The organism is Plesiocystis pacifica SIR-1 (assembly GCF_000170895.1).
Taxonomy (GTDB): domain Bacteria; phylum Myxococcota_A; class Polyangia; order Nannocystales; family Nannocystaceae; genus Plesiocystis; species Plesiocystis pacifica.
This window is the reverse complement of record NZ_ABCS01000003.1, coordinates 144,928-166,107: the sequence shown is the minus strand read 5'-3', so window position 1 is coordinate 166,107 and position 21,180 is coordinate 144,928. Positions and strand designations below refer to the sequence as shown.

General features: G+C 72.3%; 17 protein-coding genes. 3 read left to right on the top strand and 14 right to left on the bottom strand.

Annotated elements, in window-relative coordinates:
* Positions 1 to 2 precede the first annotated feature (2 nt).
* Genes hypE through PPSIR1_RS02740 form a run of 10 tightly spaced genes read right to left on the bottom strand, consistent with a single transcriptional unit; the run spans position 3 to position 10,074 of the window.
* A complete protein-coding gene (hypE, locus tag PPSIR1_RS02785) occupies positions 3 to 1,055 on the bottom strand; it encodes a hydrogenase expression/formation protein HypE (RefSeq protein WP_045115234.1) in 1,053 nt (350 codons plus the stop codon).
* Positions 1,048 to 2,160 (bottom strand): hydrogenase formation protein HypD, encoded by a 1,113-nt coding sequence (hypD, locus tag PPSIR1_RS02780; RefSeq protein WP_006969460.1) that lies wholly within the window; start codon positions 2,158 to 2,160, stop codon positions 1,048 to 1,050. Before hypD ends, hypE begins: the two co-directional genes overlap by 8 nt.
* Positions 2,157 to 2,414, bottom strand: a complete 258-nt coding sequence (locus PPSIR1_RS02775) for a HypC/HybG/HupF family hydrogenase formation chaperone (protein WP_006969459.1) — start codon at positions 2,412 to 2,414, stop codon at positions 2,157 to 2,159. Before PPSIR1_RS02775 ends, hypD begins: the two co-directional genes overlap by 4 nt.
* Positions 2,405 to 4,651 (bottom strand): carbamoyltransferase HypF, encoded by a 2,247-nt coding sequence (hypF, locus tag PPSIR1_RS02770; protein WP_045115233.1) that lies wholly within the window; start codon positions 4,649 to 4,651, stop codon positions 2,405 to 2,407. Before hypF ends, PPSIR1_RS02775 begins: the two co-directional genes overlap by 10 nt.
* Before the next feature lie 19 nt (positions 4,652 to 4,670).
* Complete coding sequence (locus tag PPSIR1_RS02765; protein ID WP_006969457.1) at positions 4,671 to 4,937, bottom strand: hydrogenase/urease maturation nickel metallochaperone HypA; 267 nt, start codon at positions 4,935 to 4,937, stop codon at positions 4,671 to 4,673.
* On the bottom strand, positions 4,919 to 5,407 hold the full coding sequence (locus PPSIR1_RS02760; protein ID WP_006969456.1) for a hydrogenase maturation protease: 489 nt from the start codon (positions 5,405 to 5,407) through the stop codon (positions 4,919 to 4,921). The genes PPSIR1_RS02765 and PPSIR1_RS02760 overlap by 19 nt, the downstream gene beginning before the upstream one ends.
* The gene (locus PPSIR1_RS02755; protein WP_006969455.1) at positions 5,407 to 6,780 is read right to left on the bottom strand and encodes a Ni/Fe hydrogenase subunit alpha; all 1,374 of its coding nucleotides are present in this window, start codon (positions 6,778 to 6,780) and stop codon (positions 5,407 to 5,409) included. Before PPSIR1_RS02755 ends, PPSIR1_RS02760 begins: the two co-directional genes overlap by 1 nt.
* On the bottom strand, positions 6,770 to 7,546 hold the full coding sequence (locus PPSIR1_RS02750) for an NADH-quinone oxidoreductase subunit B family protein (protein WP_006969454.1): 777 nt from the start codon (positions 7,544 to 7,546) through the stop codon (positions 6,770 to 6,772). The genes PPSIR1_RS02755 and PPSIR1_RS02750 overlap by 11 nt, the downstream gene beginning before the upstream one ends.
* Complete coding sequence (locus PPSIR1_RS49945; protein WP_006969453.1) at positions 7,546 to 9,588, bottom strand: 4Fe-4S dicluster domain-containing protein; 2,043 nt, start codon at positions 9,586 to 9,588, stop codon at positions 7,546 to 7,548. The genes PPSIR1_RS02750 and PPSIR1_RS49945 overlap by 1 nt, the downstream gene beginning before the upstream one ends.
* Positions 9,589 to 9,591: 3 nt before the next feature.
* Positions 9,592 to 10,074 carry a cyclic nucleotide-binding domain-containing protein gene (locus PPSIR1_RS02740; RefSeq protein WP_006969452.1) on the bottom strand — a complete coding sequence of 161 codons (483 nt, stop codon included), beginning with the start codon at positions 10,072 to 10,074 and terminating at the stop codon, positions 9,592 to 9,594.
* Between the two features lie 130 nt (positions 10,075 to 10,204).
* Between PPSIR1_RS02740 and PPSIR1_RS02735 the strand changes: the two genes are divergently transcribed.
* From PPSIR1_RS02735 to PPSIR1_RS49050, 3 genes are read left to right on the top strand one after another with little or no spacing between them, the layout of a single operon-like run.
* Complete coding sequence (locus PPSIR1_RS02735) at positions 10,205 to 11,617, top strand: S41 family peptidase (protein WP_006969451.1); 1,413 nt, start codon at positions 10,205 to 10,207, stop codon at positions 11,615 to 11,617.
* A gap of 17 nt (positions 11,618 to 11,634) precedes the next feature.
* On the top strand, positions 11,635 to 12,696 hold the full coding sequence (locus tag PPSIR1_RS41660) for a sensor histidine kinase (RefSeq protein ID WP_006969450.1): 1,062 nt from the start codon (positions 11,635 to 11,637) through the stop codon (positions 12,694 to 12,696).
* Entirely contained in the window at positions 12,693 to 13,409 is a 717-nt protein-coding gene (locus tag PPSIR1_RS49050; protein ID WP_006969449.1) for a LytR/AlgR family response regulator transcription factor, read from the top strand. The genes PPSIR1_RS41660 and PPSIR1_RS49050 overlap by 4 nt, the downstream gene beginning before the upstream one ends.
* A 141-nt stretch (positions 13,410 to 13,550) precedes the next feature.
* On the opposite strand, the gene PPSIR1_RS02720 is transcribed toward PPSIR1_RS49050, so the two are convergent.
* Genes PPSIR1_RS02720 through PPSIR1_RS02705 form a run of 4 tightly spaced genes read right to left on the bottom strand, consistent with a single transcriptional unit; the run spans position 13,551 to position 20,506 of the window.
* Positions 13,551 to 15,101 carry an HAD-IG family 5'-nucleotidase gene (locus tag PPSIR1_RS02720; protein ID WP_006969448.1) on the bottom strand — a complete coding sequence of 517 codons (1,551 nt, stop codon included), beginning with the start codon at positions 15,099 to 15,101 and terminating at the stop codon, positions 13,551 to 13,553.
* A gap of 34 nt (positions 15,102 to 15,135) precedes the next feature.
* Complete coding sequence (locus tag PPSIR1_RS02715; protein ID WP_006969447.1) at positions 15,136 to 15,720, bottom strand: hypothetical protein; 585 nt, start codon at positions 15,718 to 15,720, stop codon at positions 15,136 to 15,138.
* Positions 15,717 to 19,832, bottom strand: coding sequence for a pilus assembly protein (locus tag PPSIR1_RS02710; RefSeq protein ID WP_006969446.1), 4,116 nt, complete (start codon positions 19,830 to 19,832; stop codon positions 15,717 to 15,719). The genes PPSIR1_RS02715 and PPSIR1_RS02710 overlap by 4 nt, the downstream gene beginning before the upstream one ends.
* A 44-nt stretch (positions 19,833 to 19,876) precedes the next feature.
* On the bottom strand, positions 19,877 to 20,506 hold the full coding sequence (locus tag PPSIR1_RS02705) for a hypothetical protein (RefSeq protein WP_232296422.1): 630 nt from the start codon (positions 20,504 to 20,506) through the stop codon (positions 19,877 to 19,879).
* Between the last annotated feature and the right edge of the window lie 674 nt (positions 20,507 to 21,180).

The following is a 21,180-nucleotide window of genomic DNA, read 5'->3' as shown; positions in this document are numbered from 1 at the left end:
GGTCAGCAGATCCGCGGGAGCTGCTCAGACGAGAGCAGGTCGAGGATCCGCCGCCCGCCCAGGGCTGACTCGGCGAACACCAGCGGGTCCGCGCTCGCGGGCCCGAGCGCGCCGATGTGCGCGGCCTGTTCGCAGCCGCTGCGGCGCAGACACGCGAGCGCGTCGTCCACCTGGGCCGCGGGCACGAAGGCCACGAAGCGGCCCTCGCAGGCGACGTAGAGGGGGTCGAGGCCGAGCAGCTCGCAGGTGTCGGCGACGGCCGGGCGCACGGGAACATCAGCCTCGCGGATGTGCATGCTCGAGCCGCTCGCCGTGGCCAGCTCGGCGAGCACCGAGGCCAGGCCCCCGCGGGTCGGATCGCGCAGGCAGTGGACCTCGCAGGCCTCGACCAGGGCGAGGGCCGCCGCGTGGACCGGGCCCGCGTCGCTGACCAGGGGCGGCTCGAGGCTCAGGCCCTCGCGCGCGGCGAGGACCGCCACGCCGTGCTCGCCGATCGGTCCGCTGACCACGATCGCGTCCCCGGGGGCGAGGCGCTCTGGCCCCGGGGGCGGGTCGACGAGCAGCTCGCCCACCCCCGTGGTCGTGATGAACACCCCGTCTCCCTTGCCGCGCTCGACGACCTTGGTGTCGCCGGTCACGACCTCGACCCCGCAGCTGCGCGCGGCCGCGGCCATGTGCTCGACGAGGGTCGCCAGCTCGCGCAGCTCGAGGCCCTCTTCCAGGATGAAGCTGGCCGTGAGCGCCAGCGGCCGGGCGCCGCACATCGCCAGGTCGTTGACCGTGCCGTGGACCGCGAGGCTGCCCAGGTCGCCGCCGGGGAAGGTGCGCGGGCTGACGGTGAAAGCGTCGGTGGTCACCGCGATGGGCCCGCGCGGCCGCAGCACCGCCCCGTCGTGGCCGCGCTCGAGCGCCGCCCCGCCAAAGGCCGCGACGAACAGGTCGCGGATCAGCCGCTGCATCACCCGCCCGCCGCCGCCGTGGGCGAGCACGACCCGCTCGTAGTCGGAGAAGGGCAAGGGGCAGGACGGGCCCTCCTCAATATCGGTATCAGGCATGACGCGCTCGGTGGCGGTAGTAGGCGGCGCAGGCTCCCTCGCTCGAGACCATGGGCGCGCCCAGGGGTCGTTCGGGGGTGCAGCCGCGGCCAAACTCGGGGCAGGCCAGGGGTTTGAGGCGACCGCGGAGGACATCGGCCGCGCGGCAGCTCCCCTGCCCACCTTCGGCCGCCACACCCCGCTCATCCGGGCGCAGCTCGAAGCGCCGCAGGGCGTCGTGGGCCGCGAACTCCGGGCGGATCGCCAGGCCCCCCTGGGGCACCTCGCCCAGGCCGCGCCAGGGCGCGTCGACGACCTCGAACACCCGCTCGAGGGCCGCTCGCGCGACCGGATTGCCCTCGGGACGGACCGCCCGGCGGTACTGCACCTCCAGCCTCGGCCGCCCGGCTTCGAGGGCACGCACGCAGCGGAGCACGCCCGCGAGCAGGTCGAGGGGCTCGAAGCCCGTGACCACGATCGGCGCCCCGTAGCGCTCGACCAGGGGCGGATAGTCCTCGGTCCCGACCACGGCGCACACGTGACCCGCGGCCAAGAAGCCCTGCACGCGGTTGTCCTCGCCTGCGAGGATCATCGCCATCGCCGGAGCCACGCGCACGTGGCTGGCGAGCACCGAGAAGTTGGCGACGCCGCCCCGCGCGGCCGCCTCGATCGCCGCCGCGCTCGCGGGCGCGGTGGTCTCGAAGCCCACGGCGAGCATGACGACCTCGCGCTCGGGGTGGGCCTGCGCCAGGCGCAGGGCGTCGAGGGGCGAGGCGACGGCGCGCACGTCCGCCCCTGCGGCCCGAGCCGCGAGCAGGTCCCCGGTGCGCCGCTGCCCCGGCACGCGCAGCATGTCGGCGTAGGTCGCCAGGATCACCCCGCCCTCGACGGCCAGGTCGCGCGCGGCGTCGAGGACCTCCCCCGGGGTCACGCACACCGGACAGCCCGGGCCGTGGACGAGCTCGAGCTCCGGCGGCAGGAGCTCGTGCAGGGACCAGCGCACGATCGCGTGGGTCTGCCCGCCGCAGACCTCCATGATCGTCCACGGCTGGGTGATCGCCTCGGCGATCGCCGCGCTCGCGGCCCGGATCGCCGCCGGATCCCGGAACTCCTCGACCCACTTCACGACTCGCCGCCCTCCTGCTCGGCCATCTCCAACCCGATCTCCAACCAGTAGCCGAGGGCCTCGCGGGCCGCCGCCTCGTCGAGGATCTGGATCGCAAAGCCAACGTGCACGATGAGGAAGTCGCCGACCTGGGCCTCGGGCGTATAGGCCAGGCACACCTCGCGGCGGACCGCGCCAAAGGCCACGCGCCCATGGGCCAGACCCGTCGCGTCCGACCAGCGCTCGAGCAGGCGACCGGGGACCGCTAGGCACATGCGCCGACCTCCTCCGATCGAGTGGCGACCCAGGCTTGTCCCAGGGCGAGGCCGCCGTCACCCGGGGGCAGGCGCTCGGGGCTGAGCACCTCGACCCCCCCGCCGCGCAGGGCCTCGCTCGCGCCCGCGAGCAGCAGCGCGTTGGCGAAGCAGCCCCCCGACAGCGCGACGGTGCGCGGGCGGTGGCGGGCGACGACGGCCAGGATCATCGAAATCAAGGTCGCGTGGACCCGGGCGGCGACCAGGCCAGGGCGCGCGCGCTCATCGATGGCGCCGACCAGCGCGGGCCGCCAGTCCAGGCGCGCGCCGTCGAAGCCAAAGGGGTAGGCCGGCGCGGGGCCGTGGGCGGCCGCGGCGTGCTCGAGGGCGCAGGCGGCCTCGGCCTGATAGCGGCTGCGGCGACGCAGGCCCACGAGCGCCGCGAAGGCGTCGAAGAGCCGACCGACCGCGCTGCTCGACGGGCTCAAGCGAGGGCGACGCGCGATGGACAGGAAGCGGGCGAGGGCCTCGTCCTGCTCGCCGCCCAAACGCGGCGCGGGCAACTCGGCGGCCGCGAGCATGCCCGCGAGCACGCGCAGGCCGTCGCGGGCGGCCGCGTCTGCGCCGGGCAGCGGGAAGGGGCGAAGGTGGGCCAGCCGTCGGAAGCGGGCGCCCTCGACGAGCAAGAACTCGCCGCCCCAGCTGCTGCGATCCGTGCCCAGCCCCGCGCCGTCCCAGCTCACCCCGAGGGCCGCCGCCCGACCGTGCTCGGCGAGCACCGCCGCGACGTGGGCGTGGTGGTGCCAGACCCGATCCACGCGCAAGCTCGGGTCGCGGCGCTGGGCGGCCTCGGCCCAGCGCGTGGTCGCGTAGTCCGGGTGGGCGTCGCAGACCACCCGGGTCGGCGCGCGCCCGATCGTCGCGCACAAGTCCGCGAGGCCCTCGCCCATGGCGACGCGGGTCTCGGCCTCGTCGAGGTCGCCGACGTAGGGCCAGACCAGCGCCAGGCCCTCGCCCGCGTAGGCCGGGGTGTGCTGCAGGTGTCCGCCCAGGGCCAGGAGCGACGCGTCGGCGCTGCCCGGGAGCTCGAAGCGCGCCGGGGCCAGGCCGCGGCCGAGGCGGAGCGCTCGCGGCCGGCCCTCGACGACCTGCACCACGGAGTCGTCGCAGCGCCGGAGGATCGCCCGGTCGTGGACCAGCAGAGCGTCCGCGACCCCGGTCAGCTGCGCCCGCGCCTCGTCGAGGGTCCGAGCCATGGGCCGCCCGTGCACGTTGCCCGAGGTCGCCACGATCGGACCGCCAAAGGCAGCGAGCAAGCGCGCGTGCGCGGCCGTGGTCGGGAGCATGAGGCCCAGCCGGGGCTGCCCGGGCGCGACCCCTTCCGCGGCTTGGGGGCCCCTCCGCGGGAGCAGCACGATCGGCCCCGCCGGGCTGTCCAGAGCCGCTGCCGCGGGCCCCGTGAGGTCGACCAGCTCCGCCGCCGCCCGCAAGTCCGCGACCATCACCGCGAGCGCCTTGTGCGGTCGACGCTTGCGCGCGCGCAGGGTCTCGACCGCCGCCTCCGAGCGCGCGTCGACGAGGAGCTGAAAGCCTCCGACGCCCTTCAACCCGAGGACCTGCCCGCGCCGCAGGAGCTCCGCCGCAGACTCGATCGCCCCCTCGGGACCGGCCAGGCCTCGACCGTCGAGGGCCTCGAGGCGCAGGCGCGGGCCACAGTCGGGGCACGCGATGGCCTCGGCGTGCCAGCGGCGATCTTCGGGATCCTCGAACTCCCCCTGGCAGGCGGGGCAGGCAGGAAAGCTGGCCATCGCGCTGTCGGCCCGGGCCCAGGGCGAGCGCGCCGTGATCGTCAGCCGCGGGCCGCAGGCCGTGCACGCGTTGAGCCCGTAGCCAAAGCGGCGATCCTCGGGGTCGCCGACCTCGGCCAGGCAAGCCTCGCACACGCGCAGGTCGGGGCCGATCGCCAGCACGCCTTCGCCCCGAGCCTCGCTCGCCCGAATCACGAAGCCGTCGCCGAGCCCTCCCTCGACCTCCATCCAACGCGCCGCCTCGATCTGCGCCGCTTCGGGGGCCTCCTCGGGCAGGCGCGCCGCGAAGGCGTCGAGGGCCGCCGCGCTGCCTTCGATGGCCACGATCACCTCGCCCCCACGGTTCTCGACGTGACCGCGCAGGCCGAGCCCACGAGCCAACCCCGCGACGAAGGGCCGAAAGCCCACGCCCTGAACGATGCCCCGAATCTGCCCGCGCCGCGCCGCCATGGTTCAACCCAGCCGCAGCTCAGGGCGCGGACTTTGCCAAGGGCCGCAGCGACAACCCGGTGATCTCGATACCGCCGGGGTAGTCGGGCTCGGCGCGGATGTCGAGCTCGACCCCCGCGAGCCCCCGCCGCGCGCACTCGTGCTCGAAGTGCTCGCGCAGGTGCGCCGGCGAGCCCCCAGCGAGGACCCCCAGGCGCAGCTCGATGCCGACGAGCTGCGCCCGCCGGGTCGCGGCCTCGGCCTCGGCGGTGTCGATGAGCGCTTGGATCAGACCCGATTCGTGCATGACGCTCTCTCCTGCTCGAGCTGCTCGAGGGCATCGCTGGCCGCGGCTGCAAAGCGGACACAGGCCGCGCGCATCGCCGGCGAGGGCTCGGCCCCGAGCTCGAAGCGCTCGCCCTCGAGGCCCACGAAGGTCCCCCGCGGCAGGACGCGACCCAGGACCCGACCGAGCTCGAGGGCCTCCCCCGGGCCAAAGCCATGAGACGAGACCTGCTCCTCGGCCAGGCTCCGCGACTCGAGCTCGGCGAGCGGAACTCGATGGACCGTCCCCGGCGACGCGGCGCTGCGGACCACGTCGAGGAGCAGCACCGGCGCCGCCGTCTCGAGCAGGTCGAGCAGGCCCGGCCCCGGGCGCCCGGCCAGGCGCAGCTCGACGCGCTCGCCGTAGCGCTCGCCCAAGCTGGCCCCGAGCTCGAGGGCCAGGGCATCGTCCCCGCCGTGGGGGCTGCCGAGGGCGATGACGCGGACGGCCATCAGCCCCGCTCGATCTCCAGCTTCAGGAAGTGGGTCGCGCACGAGATGCACGGGTCGTAGGCGCGGATCAGCTGCTCGCAGCGCCGGGTCGCGGCGCCGTGGTCCATGGCCAGCAGCTGCGGCGCCAGGCCGACCAGGTCGCGCTCGATCCGGGCCTGGTTTTGCGAGGTCGGCGGGACGATGCGCGCGTCGACGATCAGCCCCTCGGCGTCGGTCTCGTAGCGGTGCCAGCACAGCCCCCGGGGCGCCTCGGTGCCCCCGCTGGCCCGCCCTGCGCGCGCCCCCGCGGGCGGCAGCTCGACGAAGGCCGGCTCGACGCGGCGGGTGTAGTTCGTGACGATGTCCAGGGCCGTGGCGAAGGCGTGCACGACCTCGACGGCGCGCACGATGATCGACTGGTAGGGGTTGCGCACGGGCAGGGCCAGGCCGCTGCGCTCGAGGGCCCGCGCGGCCCGGGGGTGGAGGCGATCGGCGAACAGGTTGAGCCGCGCCATGGGCCCGACCAGGTAGGGCGTGCCGTCGCGCAGCCGGCACTGCAGGGCGTTGGAGTGGGCGACGTGGTCCTCGACGAAGTGGTCGAGAAATTCATCGACGTCGACCCGCTCGTCCCGGCCGCGCCCGCGCACGAGCACCTCGTCGCCGAACTCGATGGGGTAGTCCTCGCTGGCCAGGGACACGAACACATAGTCGAGCTCGAGCGCCGGCATGGGCAGGCCCGCGCTCCACTCGACGACCGCCTCGGCCTCCTCGAGCGCGGCCTCGAGGCGCGGGCGCAGGGCCGCGAGCTCGGCCACCGTCGGCGTGCGGCTAAAGCCACCCACCTTCGGCGAGACCGGGTGGATGGCCCGGCCGCCGAGGACCTCGATGATCGCGTTGCCGACCTTCTTGAGGCGCAGGCCCTGCTCGACCCGGGCGCGGTGGTCGGCGGCCATCTCGATGGCGCTCTCGTAGCCGAGGAAGTCCGGGGCGTGGAGCATGAACACGTGCAGCACGTGGCTCTCGATCCACTCGCCGCAGTAGAGCAGGCGCCGCAGGCTGCGGATCCCGGGGCTCGGCGGATCCACGCCCAAGATCCGCTCGAGGGCCCGCACGGCGCCCATCTGGTAGGCCACGGGGCAGATCCCGCAGATCCGCGCGACGATGTCGGGGACCTCCTCGAGGTCTCGGCCGCGCAGGAAAGCCTCGAAAAAGCGCGGCGCCTCGAAGATCGCCAGCTTGGCGTCGGCGACCTCCCCGGCGGCGTCGAGGCGCAGCCAAAAGCGCCCCTCGCCCTCGACCCGCGCGAGCATCTCGACCTTGTAGACGCGCTCGTCCGCGCCGAGCTCGACCGCGCTCGGGGGCTGCTTGTGGTCGCGCTCCTCCTCAGTCGTCATGGCGCTCGCTCTCCGCTCGAAAGGCCTCGGACCAGCCCGTGAACAGCCGAAAGCGACGCACCAGCGAAGCCGCGCTCACGCCCTCGGCCTGCATGTGGTCGGCGAGGGCCTCGGTGTTGGCCCGCTCCCTGGGCCCGTAGCAGCCAAAGCAGCCCCGGGAAAAACGTGGACACAGGGCCCCGCAGCCCGCGTGGGTCACGGGCCCGAGGCAGGGCTGGCCGTGGGCCACGGTCACGCACACCTGACCCGCGCGCTTGCAGGCCATGCACACGCTCTCGTCGGCGATGTCCGGGCGGCGCCCGACGAGCGTCGCCGAGATCAGCTCGAGCAGCTGGCCCTTGTCGATGGGGCAGCCGCGCAGCTCGAAGTCCACGCGCACGTGGGCGGCGATCGGCGTCACCTGGGCCAGGGTCTCGATGTAGGCCGGCGTGGCGTAGACCGCCCGGACGTACTCGCGGTGATCGGCGAAGTTGCGCAGGGCCTGGACCCCGCCCGCGGTCGCGCACGCCCCGATCGCCACGAGGGTCCGCGACTGGGCGCGGATCGCCCGGAGCTCGTCGAGCTGCGCGGGCGTCGAGACCGAGCCCTCGACGAGGGTCAGGTCGAAGCGCCCGTGGGGGTCCATGTCCGAGCTGGCCTCGGGGAAGTGGACGATGTCGACGGCCGCGGCGATGGCCAGCAGCTCGTCCTCGAGGTCGAGGAGGGTCAGCTGGCAGCCGTCGCAGGACGCCAGCTTGAACACGCCCAGGCGCGGTCGGGCGGCCATCAAAAGCCCTCCCGGCCGAGCAGCCCCGCGATCGCGTCCCAGCGGAACACCGGCCCGTCCTTGCAGATGAAGTGCGGCCCGTACTGGCAGCGCCCGCACATGCCCACGGCGCACTTCATGTTGCGCTCCATGGACAGCCACACCTGGTCCTGGGCCACGCCGATGGTCTCGAGCTCGCGGAGCACGAAGCGTATCATGATCTCGGGGCCGCAGACCAGGTAGCGGGCGTGGGCGGACAAGGGCTTGCGGCGCATGAGCTTGGTGACCACGCCGACGTGGCCGGTCCAGCCCGGGGCCGCGCCGTCGACGGTCACGTGGACCTTGACGTGGCCGGACTCGAGCACCGCCGGGGCGGTCGTGGGCGCGAAGCGGATGCTGCGATCCCAGCTGAGGATCTCGTCGGCGAACAACAGCTCCTCCGGGGACCGGGCGCCGTAGAGCAGGCGCACCGAGGGGTAGCGCTCGGGGTGGGCGACCATCTCGCGCAGCGCCCCGCGCAGGGGCGCCAGGCCCAGGCCGCCCGCGATGACCACGACGTTGTGCCCGCGCAGCTCGGCCAGCGGCCACGCGCTGCCGAAGGGCCCGCGCAGGGTCAGCCGGTCCCCAGCCTCGAGCGCGACGAGGGCCCGGGAGGCCGCCCCGACGGCGCGGATCGTGTGCAGCAGCTCGCCCCCCGCCTGGCCCGAGATCGAGATCGGGACCTCGCCGACGTCCGGGAGGCCGAGCATGTTGAACTGCCCGGGCGCGTGGCTGAACACGCCGACGGGCTCGACCGCCAGGGTCACGACCTCGCGCAGCTCCTCGCGCACGGACACGACCCGGGCCAGCTGCGGGTGCATGGGGTCGCCGGCGAGGGCGGGGACGGTGGTGGCGGGGGGGAGCGCGACCGGCTCGGCGTCGTCGGGGGCCACCGGCGCGGCCCGGATCGCCGCGACCTCCTCGGTGATGTCGATGCCCACGGGGCACCAGGCGATGCAGCGCCCGCAGCCCACGCAGCCGCTGGTCCCGAACTGGCTGACCCAGGCCCCGAGCTTGTGGGTCATCCACTGCCGGTAGCGCTCGCGGATCTGCGGACGAAACTGGGCCCCGTGAATGCGCGAGTGCTCGTCGGTGAAGCACGAGTCCCAGTGGCGCACCCGCTCGCTCGTCGGCGCGTCGAGGGGCGCGCGCTCCTCGACGCGGTGGCAAAAGCAGGTCGGGCACACCAACGTGCAGCTGCCGCAGCTGAGGCAGCGCGCCGCCAGCTCGTCCCAGCGCGGGTGGTCGAGGTTGGCGAACAGCAGCTCGGGCAGGCCGTCGAGGTCGAGCTGGCGTTCGCGCCCGTGCAGCTCCATGGCCGCCGCGAGCACGCCCTGGGTGCGGGCCGCGAACAGCTGCGCGGTCGAGGGCTCGGCCAGCTCGCCCAGGCCATCGATCAGCGCCTGGCCGCGCTCGCTGCCGACCTCGACCAAAAATTCCTCGCCGAGCTCGGTCAGGCGCAGGTCGAAGCTCGCGCCCGCCTCGACCCCCGGGCCCGTGTTCGTGGACACGCAAAAGCACAGCTCGCCCGGCTCGAGGCAGTCCACCGCGATGATCAGCGCCCGCTCGCGCCGTCGGGCGTAGCGGGGATCCACGAAGGGGCCGCCGGTCCACACGGCGTCCTGCACCGCCATCGCCGCGAGCTCGCAGGCCCGCAGCCCGATCAGCGCCAGCGGCTCGCCGTCCTCGTCCGCGGCCTCGACCCCCTCGGGCGTACGCGGCCCCTGCTCCCGGCGCGGGCCCAGGCGGATGCGCACGAGGGTCTCGACGGGGGGCGTGAGCTGGCGGCGCGGACCCTGGGGCCCGAGGACGTAGCCAAAGTGCGCCCGGTCCCCGCGCTCGCGCAGGCGGTAGCGCCCGGGGGCCTGCTCGTCGGTCCACCCGATCGGCAGGTCGTCGGCGCCGGCGATCGGCCCGTAGACGATCGCCCCGTCGGAGATCGTCGGGCCGACCAGGGCGTAGCCCGCCTCGCGGACCTGCTCGAGCAGGCGGCGGAAGCCGTCGTGGGTCAGGCGCGCGCTCACGGATCAGCAACCCTGGCCGTACATGTCCACCAGGCGCACCCGGCAGTCCGACAGGTCCCTGGCGACCCGATCGAAGGCGTGGCTCATGACCCGGTAGCCCAGCTCGTGGTCGAGCTCGCAAAGCTCGCGCAGCGCCGCGCCCGAGCAGCGCAGGCACTGCGTCGCCTTGCTCGCCACCGCCGTGATGTCCCGGCGCGAGTCCACGCGCAGCGCCTCCCAGCCAAACAGGTCGCCGCGGCTGAGCGAGGCGACGATGGTCGGCGCCCGGCCGGGCACCTGCAAGGTCAGGCTGACCCGGCCCGAGACCACGGCGTAGAACCACTGGGCCTCGTCGCCGGGGCGAAACAGGGTCGTCTCGGCGGCGTAGTCCTCCTGGCTGGCGATCTGCGCGAGCAGCTCGAGGTGGCTGGGCTCGAACACCTCTGCGAGGGGCAGCTGCTCGAGCTTCGCGAGATGCGGGGACTTGCCCGGCGGCGGCGCGACCATGTTGGCGAAGCTAGCAGCCTCGCTCCGAGCGCTCCGCGAAAAATCTGCTCACCGCTGTCGTTCACCGATCCCTGCGGTCGTTCACCGAAGCGAGCTGGGCCCGACCCCGAGCCGACACCACACTCGGCCCATGACCCGACTCTTGCCCGCGCTCCTCGTGGCCTCCCCCTCCCTCCTGGCCTGCGTCAGCCCGGCGCCGCAGGCCGCCTCCGACGTCGAGCACTGGCGCTCCCAGGGCTACGGCTACGTCCTCGAGGTCGAGGACGGCGCGGCCTCGGTGCTGCACGTGACGGCGCAGACTTGCGTCCGCGACGAGGCCCTCGCCGGCGCGGACGTGTCCCTCGCCGAGCTGGGCGTCACCCCCCAGGCGGACGCGCTGATCTACACGGACTCGACCACGCAGATCACCTTCGAGCGCGCGCCGGAGCTGCCGCCCCCGTGCGCCCCCGACCGCATCCTCGACGGCGCCGCCGATCCGCGGGCCACCTTCGACCTCGTGTGGCACACCGTCGACGAGCACTTCCCCTACTTCGACGTGGTCGGCGTGGACTGGGACGAGGCCCGCGACGCCCGGGCGCAGGTCACCGACGCGGGCAGCTTGTACGCGACCCTCGTCGAGCTCCTCGCGCCGCTGCGCGACGGACACATGCTGCTCAGCGACGGGGTCGAGTCCTTCGACGGCGCGAGCGCGACCCTGCGCGCGCGCCTGGGCCCGCAGTTCGAGGCCCAGAGTCACACCCAGGACTTTGGCGAGTACGTCGAGCTCGCGGCCCAGCTCAACGCCGAGCTCGTGTTCGCGGACTACGTCACGCCCCTGGGCGTCGGGGCCAACGACCAGATCTACTGGGGGACGATCGACGGCGAGGTCGGCTACGTGCTCATCCTGGGGATGATCGGCCTGTCCGCGGACATCGACCTCGAGACCCTGCTCGCGGGCGGCGGGGGCTGGACCCACGGCGACGAGCTCGTCGCCGCCGAGATCGCCGCGGCCGAGGCGGCCATCGACGCGGCCATCGACGAGCTCGGGGACGCCCAGGCCCTCGTCGTCGACGTGCGCTTCAACGGCGGCGGCCTCGACTCGGTGTCCCGCGCCATCGCGGCGCGCTTCGCCGATCAGGCCCGCGTCGGCTACCGCAAGGCCGCCGTCCACGAGGGCGCGCTCCTGCCCCCTCGGGAGTACGTGATCACCCCCGTCGCCGAGCCGTGGTCGGGCCCCGTGCGCGTGCTGTCCAGCCCCCTGAGCGCGAGCGGTGCCGAGGTCTTCCTGATGACCATGCGCGAGTTCCAGCACGTCCAGCTCGTGGGTCAGCCCAGCCTCGGGGCGCTCTCGGACTCGCTGAGCAAGCCCCTGCCCCTGCCCGGCTGGTCGTTCAGCCTGAGCAACGAGGTCTACACCACCCCCGCCGGGGAGCGCTTCGAGTTCGTCGGCGTGCCCGTCGACACCGAGGTCCCCGTGCTCGTCCTCGACGAGCTGTCTGGCCCGGACCCCCGCGACGCCGCCCTCGAGGCGGCGCTCGCCGAGCTGCACGAGGCCCTGGGCTAAGATCGCCGCGCCCCGACATGCCCGCGCCCGCCCACCACGCCTCCGCCGAGCCCCTCGAGCCTCCCCGGTCGAGCCTGGACCGGGGCATCGAGCACCTGCCCGCGCTCGCGCACCTCGGCTTTTGGGCCCTGGCCTCGGCGACCATCGCCGCCCTCGCGGCCCTGTCCGCCGACGGCGAGCCCTGGCGCCTGGCCCTCGGCGGCGCGGCCCTGGGCGCCCTCGGCTTCGCCCTGTCGACCGTCGCCATGCGCCTGCTCCAGCCTCCGAGCCCGGCGCGTGTGCTCGCCGTGATCGCGGGCCTGAGCCTCGCGTGGACGGGCTCGATCCTCGCGTTCGACGACGACCCCGGCGCGCCCATCGATCACCTGGGCACCGCGGTGTTCGTCCTCGTTTTGTCGGCCTTTTGGACCTCGGTCATCCTCGCGGCCCGCCACGCCGTGGCCCTGCACCACGAGCAGCGCAGCCACGCCCTCGCCCGGGCCGAGCGCCGAGAGGCCCTGCTCCAGGCCCTCCAGTCCCAGCTCGAGCCCCACTTCCTGTTCAACGCCCTCAACACCCTGGCGGTCAAGATCGACGAAGACCCGCCCCAGGCCCAGCGCATGCTCGAGCTCCTCGCGCAGCTCCTCCGCGACGCCTTCGACGAGGGCGCCGGGGCGACCATGGCCGACGAGTTCGCCCGCCTCGAGACCTACCTCGAGTTCCAGCGCCAGCGCTTCGAGGACACCCTCGACGCCGAGCTGAGCCTCGACCCCGCCCTCGCCGGGCATCACTGCCCGCCCTTCCTCCTCCAGCCCCTGGTCGAGAACGCGATCCGCCACGGCACCCGCGACGCCCAGGGGATCCAGCGGGTCCGCGTGAGCGCGCGGGCGGCCGGGGCCGAGGCCTGCTGCGAGGTCCGCAACTCGGGCGCGCTCGCGGGCGAGCTCGAGCTGGGCACCGGCCTGGACAACACCCGGCGCAGGCTCGCCACCTCCTACGGCGAGCGCGGGGTCCTGCGCCTCGACGCCGCCGACGGCCAGGTCCAGACCACGCTCCGCTTCCCCCTGCGCAGCCCCCCGGGCGAGGTCCCGAGCCCGTGAGCGCCGCCCTGACCGCCCTCATCGTCGACGACGAGCCCCCCGCGCGCCGCCGCTTGCGGGCGCTGCTGGGCCAGCTGGGCGTCGCGGTCGTCGGGGAGGCGGGGAGCGCCCGGGCGGCCGAGGCCCTGCTCGCGCGTCACCGCCCCGACGTCGTCTTGCTCGACATCGAGATGCGCGGCGAGCACGGCATCGACATCGCCCGCTCGTGGGCCGGCCGGGTCGGCGTGGTGTTCGTGACCGCCCACGCCCAGCACGCGGTCGCGGCCTTTGGCGTCGACGCGATCGACTACGTGCTCAAGCCCGTGTCCGCGCCGCGCCTGCTCGAGGCCCTCGAGCGCGCCGCGGCGAGGCTCCCCCGACGCGGGCAGGCTCCCCCGCGCCTGGTCGTGCGAAGCACCGAGGGCATCGCGTGGCTCGACACCGACTCGGTGCTGCGCATCGAGAGCGCCGGCGACTACGTCGAGTTTCACCTCGCGGGGCCGCAGCCCTCGCTGCTGTCCCCGACCACCCTGGGCCACTGGGAGGCGACCTTGCCCGAGCCCTTCGTCCGGGTGCACCGCCGCCACATCGTGCGTTGGACCGCCATCCAAGCCCTCGTGACCGGGCGCGAGGGTCGACGCCTCGAGCTCGCGGGCGGCGGCTCGATCCCCGTCGGCCGGCGCTACTTCGAGGCCGTCAAGGCCCGCGCCTCCCGGTTGCCTCGGGGGCTGTGAACGAGCGCGTCGAGGACGACGCCCCGCCCTCCGCAACGACTTCACGCCCCCTCGAGACACGACCCCCATTGCCCCACGGCCCAAGCGGAGGAGCGGACAGCGACGAAGCGCCCCCGGCTCGAGCCCTCTGCGGGGGCAAAGTCAAAACCAGTGCGGCATGGAGCCGTGGGGTGCCCGGAAGTAGCGGTTCGGGCTCACGAACAAGAAGTTGCTCACCCGGCTCGTATACAGGCACGCGTAGTTGACCAGCTGCTCGCCGAAGAAGCTCGCGTCGTAGCGCTCCGTAAACACCGAGCCCCAGTAGTGGTTGAAGGCGCGATCCACCTGGACGCTGCGTCGCTTGACCGCCTCGGCGACCTCGTCCTCGTGCTCGCGCAAGCGCTCGAAGCGAGCCTTGGCCTCGGCCCGGAGCTCCCCGAGCATGACCTCGGCGTTCGCCTCGCTCAGCACCTCTCCGCGCGCGGCGTAGGTCTGCGCGACCAGGGCCGCGTCGAGCTGGCGCAGGCCTCGCTGGAGGTAGCGCTGCTCCGAGACCGCCTCGCTGAGCACCTCCCACAGGTCGGACTGCGAGCGGATCTCGTCGAGGGCCGGCTGGTAGTCCGCGCGCACCCTCAGCTCGCGCTCGAGCTCCTCGACGATCAGCACCGTCCGCCAGCCCGAGGTCTTCTTGCTGTGCACGATGTCGCCGTAGATGTGGTCGCCGACGTAGATGACCTGGTCGGGGCGGCAGCCCATGACCGCCTGCAGCCCGGCCTGGTTGCCGCCCTGGAAGACCCGGTTGCGCTGCGGCTGCGCGCGCGGGCCTCCGTGGACCTCGCCCGTGACCCGATCGATCTCGAGGAAGGGCTCGGCGTCGGAGAAGAAGCTGGGCTTGCGGCTGCCGACGATCATCCAGTCGAAGTACTGCGTCCAGTCGCCGTAGGCCTCGAGCGCGCCGTCGAGCAGGTAGGCCATCACCGCCTGGGTGTAGGGGTAGTAGCTGTTGGTCAGCAAAAACAGCTTCTTCCCGGCCGAGCGCAGCTTGTGCAGGGTCGGGGCCAGGTCCGGGTCGCGGTCGAAGTAGGCCGCGACGTCGGCCTTGATCCGCGACTTGATGCTGTCGTCTTGGTGGGCCAGATCGATGGCCTTGCGGACCGCGTCCCAGGCCTCCGCGTAGCTCGGCGCCCCCGCCCCCCACAGCTCGGGCTGGGCGTCGATGAGATCGACGACGGCGGCGTAGAGGGTGACCTCCGGGAGCGCGAACAGGGTGTCGACGTAGGCAAAGCGCGAGCGCTCCCGGCCGACCCGCTGCGAGCTGTACAGCGCCTTGCGCTCGGGCCGGCTCAACATCCTGCGCCCGTGATAGACGCGGCCGACGTAGCCGTGGCGATCCATCTTGAGCAAGTTCCCGTTTCGGGTGTCGACGACGAGGCCGCGGATCGCAAACTCCGGATCGGGCTGGACCCCGCGCAGCTGCTCGGGCCAGCCCCGGTCGATCAGCTTGGCGACGGTCGCCTCGAGGGACAGGGCCTCGAGGGGGTGCTGGCGGTAGCGCGCCAGGGTGTAGTCCATGTCGAAGCCGACGACCGGGATGCTCTCGAAGTCGAGGTCGCGGTTCGTGAAGACCCGCCGGGTCCGCGGGCTGTCGTGCTGGTGGCCGACCTGATGCAGCAGGTGGCGAATGGGCTCGGGCAGATCCTGCGCGCCGGACATCGCGCCGATCTTAGCAGGCGCGGCGCTCGACGGCTCAGCCCGGCGGCGGCAAGGGCCGGTCGCCGGGCGGCGGCATCGCGCCTGGTGGCCGCTTCCCAGGGCCTCCAGGACCGGCCGTGGGCGCCCCTGGCCGCGCTGAGGGCACCGGCATGGCCGGACCGCCCACGGGGCGCGGAGGCGGCTCGGAGATGGTGCTGGGCGGGCGCTGGAAGTCCTCGACGGACGGGCCGTCCTCGCGCTCCTTCCCGGCCACCGAGCGCTCCGCGGGGCCGGGCTGCGCCGCGACGGGCGGCGGGGGTGGGGCCCCGGCCTCGGCGCCAGACTCGACCGCCGGCTCGGGCGCGTGCTGCTTGTCGATGGGGATGCGCCAGTCGGCGTCGGCCGGGTCGAAGGCCTCCTCGGCCTGGCCTCCCAAGTCCGGGTCGAGCTCGGGCGCGAGCGCGACGGCCTCCTCGCCCGCGTCGAGCTCGGCCGCCTCGCGCTCGGCCGCCGTCACGTCCGGCGCTCCGCGGATGGCCGTGTAGGCCGCGTCCCGGTTGCACCCCGTCGAGGACAGGCTCGAGAGGGCCAAGAGCGCGACCCACAGGCCCGCGCTGTGGGCTCGAAGCGAAGGGCTCACAGCGGAATCTCGAGGGGCGAGAAGCCGTCGAGCTCGGACGAGCCCGTGACCACCGAGGTCACGCCACCGACCGGCGGCGCGGCGACGTTGGGGTCGCAGGGCGAGGTGCTCGGGGCACGCAGGATCGCGCCGCAGTTGCCGTCCTCGCAGCCGTGACCGACCTGCGAGACCGAGACCTGCGAGAGCGCGCCGCCGGTCCCGAAGCCGTCGTTGGGATCGTTGGGCAGGGTGTAGTCGGTCTGGAAGTCGAAGGCTTGGCCGCCCTCGACCGCGAGCCGGAAGGTCAGCTCGTAGGTCGCGCCCTGGTCGAAGATCCACTCCTTGGTCTCGGGGTCGAACCACCGCGAGTCGCAGCTGGAGTCGCCGGGCTCGTAGACCGTGTAGGTGATGTAGAAGACCTCGGCGTTGACCTGCTGCACGCCGTCGGACACGCCGGTGACGCGAATCATCGGCGCGCGCAGGGGGCGGGCGCGCTTGGAGAACACGCGGGTCTGCGACTCCTCCGAGCCGTCCGGGTACTGGATGTGACGCGTGCGCTCGATCTGGCTGAGCGGCAGGCGCATGAAGTGGGCGTGGCCCCCAGGCTCGGTGACCGCGGCGTTGCCGGGGATGTCGAAGCCCTTGTTGGGATCGTCGCGGTGGTCGTCGGCGATCAGGTAGATGCTCGAGTGGAACGCGTTGTCCTCGTCGCCGCCGTCGATGGCGTCGTCGTTGGCGTTGCCGCTGACCAGCGCGAGCAGGAACATGTCCCGCTGCCCGGCATCGAGCGCGCCGCCGTTGCCGTTGATGGGATCGATGCGGTTGTTGGCGACCACCGCGGGCGAGAAGGTGAAGGGCTCGCCCTTGTTGCCGCTGGCGCTGATCGCCCCGACGGTGCAGCTGAACTCGCCGGCGCCCTCGCAGGCCGGGAAGCGGAAGGCCTCCTTGCCCACGTAGTAGCCCTGGCTGTTCTTGGTCCAGGTCCCGCCGCTGTCCGCGACGTGGGGGAAGGACTCGACGTCGGAGCCCGCCGTGGCGAGGTCCCAGCGGAACAGGCGGCCGGCCGGGTCGACCCAGTAGGCCTCTTGCATCTCGCCCCAGTAGCGCGACAGGCAGTGCGAGGTCACGGCGACGTCGCCGGCCTGGGTCACGTCGGCCTTGACGTCGTAGGTGGTGTCTTGGTTGACGTTCTTGATGATGGCGCGCTGGGTGACGGTCTCGCCGGTGGCCGCGTCGACCATCCAGACCACGCGCCCGCGCTTGCCCCAGCCGGCGCCCTCGCGGTAGCCGCTGCCGAACACCAGGTAGGCCTTGGGCTCGACGCCCATGGTGTCGTTGGGCACGGCGTAGGTGATCGCCGGGCGCGACCAGGTCTCGCCGAGGGTCTGGTCGTAGAGCCCCGAGATGCTCGCCGTGTCGCTGGTCCACAGCACCTCGACGGGGTCGTCGTCGGCGAGCCGAGCCATGTGCGAGACGTCCAGGGCCACGATCTCGTCGCCGCCCGGGCCGAAGCCGAACACCGCGAGGTGGCGCCAGGTCTGCTCCTCGTCGTCGTAGATCCAGCCGGCGTTGACCGTCGACGCGATGCCGTAGACGTGGCCCTCGAGGCCCTCGCCCTGACCGAAGTTGGTCGCGCCGTTGATCGACAGCACGCGCGAGTTGTTGATCAGCGCCCGCGGCAGGAAGGCGAACAGCTCGTTGCCGCTGTCATAGTGGAAGGCGTGCAGCAGGCCGGCGTCGTCGCCGATCAGCACGGCCTCGGCGTACTCGTAGTGGTCGCCGTAGCCCGCGCCTGAGCTGAGGCTCCAGGCCTTGCCCGCGTAGGCTTGCAGCGAGCTGGGGACGTCCTCGCCGAGGACGTTGCGCCGGCCCGCGCAGTGCGGGTCGCGGATGCCCACGCCGGGCAGGAAGTTCGAGTCGTACTGCGGCACGCGGCGGATCAGGATCGGCGCCGAGTTGGCGATGCCCGCGAGCTTCCAGCCCTCGTTCCCCGCGGCCCCGGCCAGGTACTGCGCCATGGCCCGGATCTCGTTGCCCTCGTTGCCGGGGGTCAGGGGCGGATCGATGAGCCCCTTTTGGTTCATCTCCATCACGATCTCGGCGAAGCCCGACGTGGCCTCCCCCTCGTCGAGGATGCGCACGAGCTCGTTGTCGTCGTTGTGGGTGTAGAGCCGGCGGTCCTTCCAGTTGGTCGCGACCAGGCACTCGCCAGCGTCCCACACGCGGCCGATCGGACAGGGGCCGAAGCTCTCGTCCTCCTCGGTCTCGATGGGCAAGGTCGCGGCGTTCTTGCAGTAGTCCGCGAGCTCGCCGGGGTTGTCCGGGTCCTCGTCGAGGCAGGCCTCGCGGGCCACGTGGCCGCGCCACGAGGGCGCCTCCGTGTAGGCCCGGATCGCGGTCTGGACCGAGGTGTCGTCGGCGTTGGGGTCCTCGACGTCCGAGCTCTGGAAGTCGTTGGCGAGCGTCGGCGCCCCCGAGGGCATCTCGCTCTCGATGGTCTCCTCGATGATCGTCCGCAGCGCCTTGGCGAGCTCCTCGTCGTTGGCGGCCAGCCACGCGCACCCGTCCTGGGGATCGTCCGGGTTGGCGCAGGTGTCCCAGTCGTAGTCGTTGCTGCCGTTGCAGGGGTAGTAGACGTCGTTGGCGCCCGAGGCAGCGCACGCGATGTGGTGCATGCGCTCCCACTTGAGCGGGTCGCTCCACGAGCCCTGGGAAAAGCCCACCATGTAGGTCTTCACGCCCAGCACCTGCCGCAGCTTGCGGAGGCGGTCGTAGAGCTTGGTGCCGCCCTGCTTCCACCACGGGTCCGGCTGGCCGTCGGTCACGAGGATCGCGGCCGTCGGGCGGCACACGTCGTCCTCGTTGTGGACGGTCATGAAGGACAGGTAGGAGGCGACGGTGGTGTGCGAGAAGGCGGCGTTGCTCTGGGTCAGCGCGGCCTTGGCCTCGAGCTCGCCCTGGGCGTTCTCCTTGACCATGTAGCCCACGTCGCCGATCGCCACGGCCCAGGGCGTGCCGCCGCTGAGGTCGATGCCGCCGGCGAAGGCCTTGGAGGTCAGGCCCTCGATGGTGGTCAGGCCCTCGCCGACGCTGAGCGGGCCCTTGGCGCTGGCCGGGATGTCCGGGTCGTTGAGCACGGCCTCGGAGTAAAAGGGCGCGTAGAGGGTCGCGCCCTCGTACTGGTTGCGGCGGTTGGTGCCCAGGCGGTGCGACGCGCTGTTGGTCGACCAGCACTCGCCGTTGTCGTCGCACTCGACGTGCCACATGTCGTCGAAGCTGTAGCCCGAGTAGAAGGAGTAGCCGGGGTTCCCGTCGACGTAGGGCCAGTAGTAGAAGTCGCGGCCGCAGATGTTGGACTCGCGGGCGCTGTCCGACTCGCCCCAGTCGCCGTGGGAGCCGTTGACGATCGCCTTTTTGTTCGGGTCGCCGCAGTCGAGGTTGAAGCGCCGGCCGAGGTAGCGCGGGAAGAACTGGACCCGGCGGGTGAAGTTGGCCCCGTCGTAAAAGGCGTTGATGTCCGCGTGGGTCTTGACCAACGGCTCGGTGTCCGACAGCGCCTCGGTGCTGTTGTTGGGCATCGAGAAGCCGCCCAGGTCGTCGTGGCGCAGGTAGGGGAAGGGCCGGTTGTCGCCGCACAGCGTCCACGAGCCCTGGGTCCCGAAGGCGTTGGTCAGCGGCTTCCACACGTTGCCGTAGGGCTGGTTGGCGTAGCTCACCCAGGTGAAGCGCATCCACTTGCCGTGGTCCCACGAGTAGCACTCGTAGGGGACCTCGCTGGCGCTCGCCGGCGGCTTGGCCATGCCGAAGCTCATCAGGCCGAACTCGGCGGTGCCCTCGTTGGCCTCGACGATCGAGCGGATGACGTTGCGGGCGGCGTGCATGCGGCTTTGCAGCAGGCCGGCGTCGCCGTCCTCGCAGTTGTCCCAGCTGCACTTTTTGTCGGGCCAGGGCTGCTCGAAGCCCATCGAGCCCGAGGTGTCGAGGACAAAGAGGATGCGCGGGACCACGGCCCCGTAGCTCTGCCCGTGGACGATATAGAAGGGATCGACGCGGGCCTCGGTGGAGCCCGAGTAGCCGACGACCCCGGCGACCAAGAGCAGGGCGCCCGCGAGTTGGACCAGCCAGCGACGCACGCGGTGCGCACGAGACAGCTTCGAGTTCGAACGAGTATCCATTGCTAGCCCTCGTGCCCGGCGAAGTTCGAGAGACACACGTCAGCCATGACGTTGTCGTTGTTGTGGCCGCCGCCGTAGCCGATGTCCGGGGACGTCATCGACCACGCCTGCTTCTCGGAGCCCGGCGCGAGCACGTACTCTTGCTCGACCGCGACGGTGGTGTTGCGCAGGGTGGCCATGGCGGTCAGCACCACGCGGCCGTCGCCGTCGGCCGTCCAGCTGCCCCCGCCGTTGTTGGTGTCGATCGCGTCGGAGGCGTTGTTGCGGATCCACAAGGTCACGCGGGCCTCGGGGTCCGCGTTCTCGAGCAGGTCGCGGAGCGGAACCTGGACCCAGTCGGTCGGGTTCCCGTTGGCGTCCGGCAGCCGCGCGATGGCCCCCTGACGCATGCAGGGTCGACCGGCGCAGTCCGACTTGCCCGTGATCCAGCGGTTCTTTTGCCCGGTCACCGGCACGTCCGGATCGCCGCCGCCGCCGGGGATGCAGTCTTGGTAGATCGTCTCGCAGATGGCCGGGTCGCCGCTGGGGTTGTAGCCAGTCAACGCGCTGCCGAGCACCGTCTCGACGCCCGCGTTGTCGATCGCCACGCGGAGCTGCGCCGCGCCGAGGTCGACCGCGGCCTGCGCGGCCATCAGCGCACGCTCGCGGGACACCTGCGCGTTGGCCTGAGACACCTCTCGGTTCGCTGACCGAATCACCAGTGCAGAGATGGTCAACATCGAAACCGTCAGCAGCATGACGCTCACCATGGTGGCGCCGCGTTCACGCCGCCGCTTGGACAGGCGTGAATCGAAAGCAGCTTCGGGCTCCCGGTATCCTTTATGTTTGGCGAAAGGCATATTCATCCACCAGCGTCGACGCACCACAGTACTGTCTGACTAACAGATTTTTTTGTGAGCGGCATTTCGTTTTGTGCAAAAAATTTATGTGAGTCATGATGGCGTTCGCAGCGCGATCGAGTGCCCAATTTGGTCACCTGTCCCCCGACAGAGTCCGATAACTGCAATGCGCAACAAGCGCCACCCTGTCCTCGAGATGTGGCCGCTCGAGCCCATATGCTCTATGGGCATAAATGCGAACATGGCACGATTAAAAATATGCACAGTCACGAATGGCGATTTCGCTCGCGTCGGAATTGGACACTCCGCGACCCCCTTCCAAACTCCCATAATCACGCTTTTGAATGCTTCTCACCAACCAGACCATTGTCCTTTTGACCACCCAATGCTGTTGCTCGATCAAGCACCATGGAATTTTTATGGTGTCAGTGTTTGCCCGCGCGCACGGATCGCAGCCCTACCTGTTT